Annotated in this window: 9 protein-coding genes; 4 read left to right on the top strand and 5 right to left on the bottom strand. The window is 65.4% G+C overall.

Annotated features, from left to right (window positions below; all coding sequences use genetic code 11):
• Positions 1-59 precede the first annotated feature (59 nt).
• Complete coding sequence (locus WCE35_RS19180) at positions 60-1,664, top strand: sulfite reductase subunit alpha (RefSeq protein ID WP_424594900.1); 1,605 nt, start codon at positions 60-62, stop codon at positions 1,662-1,664.
• Between the two features lie 176 nt (positions 1,665-1,840).
• On the top strand, positions 1,841-1,993 hold the full coding sequence (locus tag WCE35_RS19185; protein ID WP_424594901.1) for a hypothetical protein: 153 nt from the start codon (positions 1,841-1,843) through the stop codon (positions 1,991-1,993).
• A 4-nt stretch (positions 1,994-1,997) separates the two neighbouring features.
• Here WCE35_RS19185 and WCE35_RS19190 read toward each other — a convergent pair whose 3' ends face one another.
• From WCE35_RS19190 to pxpB, 3 genes are read right to left on the bottom strand one after another with little or no spacing between them, the layout of a single operon-like run.
• Positions 1,998-2,768 (bottom strand): LamB/YcsF family protein, encoded by a 771-nt coding sequence (locus tag WCE35_RS19190; RefSeq protein ID WP_424594902.1) that lies wholly within the window; start codon positions 2,766-2,768, stop codon positions 1,998-2,000.
• Between the two features lie 33 nt (positions 2,769-2,801).
• Positions 2,802-3,845, bottom strand: coding sequence for a biotin-dependent carboxyltransferase family protein (locus WCE35_RS19195; protein ID WP_424594903.1), 1,044 nt, complete (start codon positions 3,843-3,845; stop codon positions 2,802-2,804).
• Positions 3,842-4,573, bottom strand: coding sequence for a 5-oxoprolinase subunit PxpB (pxpB, locus tag WCE35_RS19200; RefSeq protein WP_424594904.1), 732 nt, complete (start codon positions 4,571-4,573; stop codon positions 3,842-3,844). The genes WCE35_RS19195 and pxpB overlap by 4 nt, the downstream gene beginning before the upstream one ends.
• Positions 4,574-4,779: 206 nt before the next feature.
• Here pxpB and WCE35_RS19205 point away from each other — a divergent pair, with 206 nt between their 5' ends.
• Both WCE35_RS19205 and WCE35_RS19210 read left to right on the top strand, forming a co-directional pair.
• Entirely contained in the window at positions 4,780-5,478 is a 699-nt protein-coding gene (locus WCE35_RS19205) for a ribonuclease activity regulator RraA (RefSeq protein WP_424594905.1), read from the top strand.
• A 23-nt stretch (positions 5,479-5,501) separates the two neighbouring features.
• Positions 5,502-5,906 (top strand): (R)-mandelonitrile lyase, encoded by a 405-nt coding sequence (locus tag WCE35_RS19210; RefSeq protein ID WP_424594906.1) that lies wholly within the window; start codon positions 5,502-5,504, stop codon positions 5,904-5,906.
• 42 nt (positions 5,907-5,948) lie between these two features.
• Here the strand turns inward: WCE35_RS19210 and WCE35_RS19215 are convergent, their stop codons facing one another.
• Together WCE35_RS19215 and WCE35_RS19220 are read right to left on the bottom strand one after the other, a co-directional pair.
• Positions 5,949-6,308 carry a hypothetical protein gene (locus WCE35_RS19215; RefSeq protein ID WP_424594907.1) on the bottom strand — a complete coding sequence of 120 codons (360 nt, stop codon included), beginning with the start codon at positions 6,306-6,308 and terminating at the stop codon, positions 5,949-5,951.
• A gap of 163 nt (positions 6,309-6,471) precedes the next feature.
• Positions 6,472-6,949 (bottom strand): DUF2147 domain-containing protein (locus WCE35_RS19220; RefSeq protein WP_424594908.1); only part of this gene is annotated, 478 nt, incomplete at its 5' end.

Here is a 6,949-nt window from a genome sequence, read left to right on the forward strand (position 1 = left end):
TTCGCGCGCCGCCATGATGGCGAGACGCTGCGCAGGCTTGCCGACGCCGAGATGTCCGCATGAACCAGATCACGCCGCCGCCCAAAATCGAGATCATCCCCCCGAGCGCTCCGTTCTCCGAGGCGCAGCGCTCATGGCTGAACGGCTTCTTTGCCGGATTGCTGACGACCGACGGTCCGACGCCGCTGTCGGCCGCGCAGGGCGCCGCGGTCATGCCGGGTGCCGCCGGCGATCGCGACGACGGCGAAGCGCCATGGCACGACCAGACCATGCCGATTGCCGACCGCATGAAACTCGCGGAAGGCCGCCCCTTGCGCCGGCGCATGATGGCGGCGATGGCGCAGCAGGATTGCGGCCAGTGCGGTTACAACTGCAACGACTATTCCGATGCGATCGCCGGCAAGAGCGAAGCGCGGCTCAACCTCTGCGTCCCCGGCGGCAAGGAAACCGCGCGGATGCTCAAATCGCTGTATGAAGAGATCGATAAGGCGCCCGCCGTTCCCGGCACCGCCGCCGCGCCGGCCGCTGCCGTCCCATCCATCGCCGCGGAGCCCGGGCGTTCGCGCGACAATCCGGTGCCGGCGAAATTCGCATCGCGGCGGCTGCTCAACGGAAAAGGCTCGGAAAAGGAAACCTGGCATATCGATTTCGATCTGTCCGGCTGCGGCCTCGATTATGTCGTCGGCGATTCCTTCGGCATCTTTGCCAGGAACGATCTCGGCCACGTCGACCAGATCATCGCTCTGCTCGGCGCATCGCACATGACTGAGGTGCGGGGCAAGACGCTGCGCGAGGTGTTGCTCGACGACGTCTCGCTGGCGCCCGCGCCGGATTCGCTGTTCGAACTGATCTCCTACCTCACCGGCGGCGCGCAGCGCGAGAAGGCGAGGGCTCTGGCGCAGGGTGAAGACCCCGATGGCGATGCCGCCACGCTCGATGTGATGGCGGTGCTGCAGAAGTTTTCCAGCGTGCATCCGCATCCGGAGGCGTTCATCGAAGCGCTGGAGCCGCTGCAGCCGCGACTCTATTCGATCTCGTCGTCGCACAACGCAACCCCCGGCAAATTGTCACTGACGGTGGATTGCGTGCGCTATGTCATTGGCAAGCGCAAGCGGCTTGGCCTCGCCTCGACCTTCCTCGCCGAACGCATCCAGCCCGGCGATGAGGTCAAGATCTATGTGCAGAAGGCCCACGGTTTTGCGCTGCCGCAGGATCCGAAGACGCCGATCATCATGATCGGGCCGGGCACCGGGATCGCGCCGTTTCGCGCCTTCCTGCTCGACCGCCGCGCCACCGGCGCGTCCGGCAAGAACTGGCTGTTCTTCGGTCATCAGCGCAGCGACTGCGATTTCTTCTATGCCGACGAGCTCAACGCGATGAAGACCGCGGGGCTATTGACGCGGCTGTCGCTGGCGTGGTCGCGCGACGGCGACAAAAAGTTCTACGTGCAGGACCGCATGCGCGAGGTCGGCCGCGAAATCTGGACCTGGCTCGCCGAGGGCGCCAGCGTCTATATCTGCGGCGACGCCAAGCGGATGGCGAAGGACGTCGAACGCGCGCTGGTCGATATCGTCGCCCAGTTCGGCGCGCGCTCGACCGACGAGGCTATCGCCTTCGTCGCGGAGCTGAAGAAGAAGGGCCGGTTCCAGCAGGACGTGTATTGACCAGGTTCCGGACGATCCAAACCCGACCGAACAAAATTCTCGCGCGAATTCGGCCCGGAGAATTTTTACCTGGAATCTGGCTGCGACAAAGCGCTCGCATCGCTATTTTTGCGGGCACCTTGTGTCCCGGTACGAACGATATTCCATATACGGCGATGCTGCGTTGGAGATCGACCATGCGCGAACGATCGGCAGAAGCCCGTCTGCACCTGCACGCGCGCGCTTTTTCCCGGAAATCCGCAACGGGGTTTCACACGGCCGCGCTCTACGGCGCGTTGGCCGTGATTGCTGCCATTGTGTTCGGCACGCTGTCGGTGCATCCGTTTTGATGTGCTAACTCGCCGTCCTGAACGGCGCCACTGCAATCCCCGCATCCTTCAACGCCTGACGCACGCCGCGCCCGATCTCGACGGCGCCCGGCGTATCGCCGTGGATGCACACGGTGTCGGTGCGCATTTTTATCACCTTGCCGGTGACCGAAACCACCGCGCCGTCCTGCACCATCCGCACCACGCGGTCCGCGATCGCCCTGACGTCGTGCAGCACCGCGCCGGGCTTCTTGCGCGATACCAGCGAGCCGTCGTCCTCATAGGCGCGGTCGGCGAATACCTCGTGCACCATCGGCAGGTTCGCGGCCTCGCCGGCCCGCACCAGTTTCGAATTGGCGAGCACCACGAAGATCAGGTTGGGATCGACCGCCTTGATGGCACCGGCGATCGCGCTGGCGGTCATGTCGTCCTCGCAGGCGACGTTGGAGAGCGCGCCATGCGCCTTGACATGGGTGACCTTGTGGCCGGCCGCGGTCGCGATCGCCTGCAACGCGCCGATCTGGTAGGCGACGAGGTTCTCGATCTCGGACGATTTCAGGCCCGGCATCGGCCGGCGGCCAAAACCGTGCAGATCGCGATAGCCGGGGTGCGCGCCGATACTGACGCCGCGGGCCTTCGCGAGCTCGACCGTATGGCGCATGATGTCGGCATCGCCGGCATGGAAGCCGCAGGCGATATTCACCGAGGTCGCAAGTTCGATCATGGCGGCGTCGTTACCCATTTCCCACGCGCCAAATCCTTCGCCGAGATCGCAGTTGAGGTCGATGGTTGTCATGTCGTTTACCCGCTTGGCTGGATGGATCTTTGATCAGCTGGTCGCTTGCGGCGGAATTTGCCATGTCCCGGCATCGACCGCGCTGACGGCGTGGCCTGCGACATTAGCATCGCTGAGCGCCTCGATGTTGGGATCGAAATTCTCTAACCCGCGCAGCCGGTCGGGCAGGGTGCGCAGCAGCTCAGCAAATTTCCGCGCCTCCGCCTGGGCGTCGGCCATGCTGACGGCCTTGAAGCGAAACGCGCGACCGGCCGGTATCTGCGCGAAGCGGCCGAAGTCGGCGGAAATCACGGTTGCGATCTTGGGGTAGCCGCCGCTGGTGCCACGGTCCGGCATCAGCACGATCGGCTGGCCGTTGCCGGGCACCTGGATGCTGCCGTTCACGGTGCCGTCGGAGACGATGTTGTGGCCGTGCAGATGCTTGATGACAGGGCCTTCGAGGCGATAGCCCATGCGGTCGCTGGTCGCCGAGATCTTCCACGCGCTGTCGATGAATATTCTTTTGCTGTCGTCGGCGAATTCGTCATCCTGCGGCCCCCAAACGATGCGAATCGGCGCATCCGGCATGACAGGCAATTCGATCCGTCGCTCGGCCGCGCCGCCGGTGGTCGCCGTTTGCAGTTCATCTCCGCTTTGCAAAGGGCGCGGATAGGGGCTGCCGAGCCCGGCGCGGGCGTTCACCGCCAGACTGCCGAACACAGGCTCGCCGGCAACGCCGCCCTCGATCGCGAGATAGCTGAACGAGCCGCCGCGCGCGAAACCAAGCGTCAGCGTCTCGCCATCCGCAAGCGTCACCGAGGTGTCGAATGCAACCGCGCGTTCGGCGATATCGGCGTTGCGGGACGCTCCCGCAAGCGCGACGCGAACCGCGCCGCCGCGGGCCGTGAAGATAGCGCCGAACGGGCCGATCTCGATGCCTGCCGCAAACAATGCGTTTCCGACCAGCGTATTCGCCGCCGCCAGCGCCAGACGGTCCATCGCCCCGCTCGGCGTCAGGCCGTAACGCTGGCAGCCGGGGCGACCGCCGTCCTGCACCGAACTGGCCGGACCGATCGATGAAATGACGAGCTTGCTCATGAGGGGATCAGTTGCGCAATGAACTCGCCGGCTGCCGCGGCGCGGTCCTGCTCGGCAAAGGTCCTGGCATCGATGGGCGCAAAGGTGACGTGGTCGCCGGGCTCCAGCAGGAAGATCGGATCGCGGTGAAGCTGATAGGTGCGGACCGGCGTCCGCCCCAGGAGGTGCCAGCCGCTCGGACCGGCGAGGCATTGGATGCCGGCCTGCACGCCGCCGATCGAGATGGTGCCGGCCGGGGTCAGCAGGCGCGGATTCTGCCGCCGCGGCAGATGCAGCGACTTTTCAAGTCCGCTCAGATAGGACCAGCCGGGCGTAAACCCGATCATGGCGACGCGATAGTCGCCGGCGACATGCCGTGCCACGATATCGTCGGGCGTGGTCTTCAGCGCCCGTGCGACGTCCTCAAGGTCGATTCCGTGCTCACCCCCATAGGCCACGGGAATGCGCCAGCGCCGCGTCCTTGCGGCTGCCGGGACCGGCCGCTGCGCCAGCGCCAGCAGCTTGTCGCCGAGCGCCTCGCAGCCAATCAGCAGGGGATCGTAATGCACCAGAAGCGACCGATAGGTCGGCACGGTCTCGGTGACGCCCGCCACCGGCTCAGCCGTCATGGCGCGGTCGAGCGCCAATACCCGCTGGTTGGCGGCATCGTCGATGTTGCGGCTGAATTCCACCGTGATGGCGCTGTCGCCACTCGGCAAAAGGCGGGGTGGGGCTAAGGTCGCGGCCATGGCCTCATTGCTCTTCGCACGTCAAGCTAGCCTGTTTTGTTGCGAAGTGGAATCCGCTTCGCGCGAATGATCCAACAACTTCAATAAATTAATCGGCACATCGCCGATAAGCTCTGCTGAACGTCATTATCACTCGCCCTTGACGAGATGACCGCGCCCCGCAAGATGCGCCCGCCACTTCGTCCCCACCGGAGCCTGCTTACCAGATGTCCCTGACCCCCGAAGCCATCGCGACCCTGTCCCGCGTGTCCACCGGCACCATCACCACGGTTCTGCTCAAGAAGGGCCTGCGAAACGTATGGATGCGCGGCACCAGGCCGCTGCGGCCCGGGCTGCCGCGGCTGGTCGGACCAGCCTTCACGCTGCGCTTCGTGCCCGCGCGCGAAGATCTGGCTACACCTGAATCCTGGTCGTCACCGATCTCGACCCGCACCGCGATCGAAGCCATGCCGGCAGGCTGCATTGCCGTGGTCGACGCCATGGGCGTCACCGATGCCGGCATCTTCGGCGACATTCTCTGCGCGCGCATGGTCAAGCGCGGGGTCGCAGCGCTCGTCACCGACGGCGTCGTGCGCGACGTCGAAGGCGTGCTCGGCACCGGCCTGCCGGTCTGGTGCGACGGCTTTGCCGCGCCGCCTTCGGTGGCGGGGCTGACCTTCGTCGGCTGGGGCGAACCGATCGGCTGCGGCGGCGTGGCGATTTTTCCGAACGACGTCATCGTCGCCGACCAGGACGGCGCGGTGGTGATCCCGCAGGCCTTTCTTGACCTCATTCTGGCCGAAGGTGCGGAGCAGGAACGAATGGAGGCCTGGATCGTCAATGAAGTGAACAACGGTGCGGCGCTCCCGGGCCTCTATCCCATGAACGCCGACACCAAGGCGCGCTACGCGGCTTCCAGAAGATAACTTCAGAGAAGAAAGGCAAGCCAATGGATCTGCATCTCGCGGGCTCCCGGCCGACGCGCAAAGCGCCGCCCGATTATTTCACCGGCACAGTGCTGCAGGATCCGATCATCGCGACGGAAGCGCCAGCGCGGCTGGTTTCCACCTGCGTTTCCTTCGAGCCGGGCTCACGCACCAACTGGCATTCGCATCCGCTCGGCCAGACCCTGTACGTCATCTCCGGTGTCGGCCGGGTCCAGGCCAAGGGAGGACCTGTCAGGGAAATCCGTCCCGGCGATGTCGTCTGGATCCCGCCGGGCGAGAAGCACTGGCATGGCGCTTCCCCGACCAATGGCATGACCCATATCGCGATGCAGGAAGCGCTGGATGGGAGTTACGCGACCTGGATGGAAAAGGTCACCGACGCCGAATATTCCGCAAGGGTCGGATAGGCCGCATTCCCGCGCGCCGTGCCCGGACACGGTCGATCCACATTAGATCCGCTGGGCGGTCCAGGTACCAGAGCACATGGCGCCGTGCCAGGTACCTGATCCCGTGGCGGCGGTGAGCCGCCCATCGCCGACCGCGCGCTTCAACCCGCTGCTCAGGGTCACGCTGACGGTGCCGGCGTCGGCGACGCGGCCCGACGCCGTGACCGAGGCGTTGTTGGACGCGATTTGGCCGTTGCTGATCCCGATCAAGACGGTCGCGCCGCTGGGGCAGGCGGCGTTGTTCGATGCGATCTGAACATTCCACGAGCCGTCGAACGTCGAGGCCGCCGCGGGCGTGGCAATGGCCGATCCCGCAAGCAGCATCACGCCAGCGACGAGAGCGATCTTGCGAGAGTGTGCCATGACCTTCCCCTTTGTTCTGACGCGACCACGGTCTCACACCGGTTCGGCAGTAACCGTGACTGGAGTCACATTGAGGGTTTGGTCCACCTTCCCGGAGCGAACACCGTGTCGGCAAGCTTCGATCGAGCATCGCCGATAGACGTTCGGCGATGCGTGGCCTCGATCAATTTATCCGCGTCCAGGTCTGGCCGCCGCAGAACATCCCGCCGAAGGCGCAACCCTGGACGCGCAGGGTGTCGGAGCTTTTCAGCGCGATCGTCGAATCATAGCTGCTGCCGGTGTTCGGATCGAGAATCCGGCCGCTCCATTGGTCCTTGCCGGGCTTCATGTTGATCAGAACCTGCTCGCCGTTCGCGTTCGACTTCTTGTCGACGGCATAGCCGCAAAGATTGGGGCCGCATGGCTCGATCCGGACCTTGCCTTCCTTCTCTTCCGTCAGCCAAAGGCCGAGCGGCGAATTGGCCGTCTGAACCGACGGCTTTGGCGCTGGCGGCGGTGACGGCGGGACCGCAGCCACTGCAGGTGCAGGGACAGGCTTCGCGGCGGGCACGGGATCGGGTTGAAGTTGGGAAGCGGGCGGGGTCGCAGCAGGCGGAGCAGCGGCCGCGGCATCGGCGGGCGCGACTGCCGCGGTCGTAGTC

The organism is Bradyrhizobium sp., assembly GCF_049691595.1.
GTDB lineage: Bacteria > Pseudomonadota > Alphaproteobacteria > Rhizobiales > Xanthobacteraceae > Bradyrhizobium.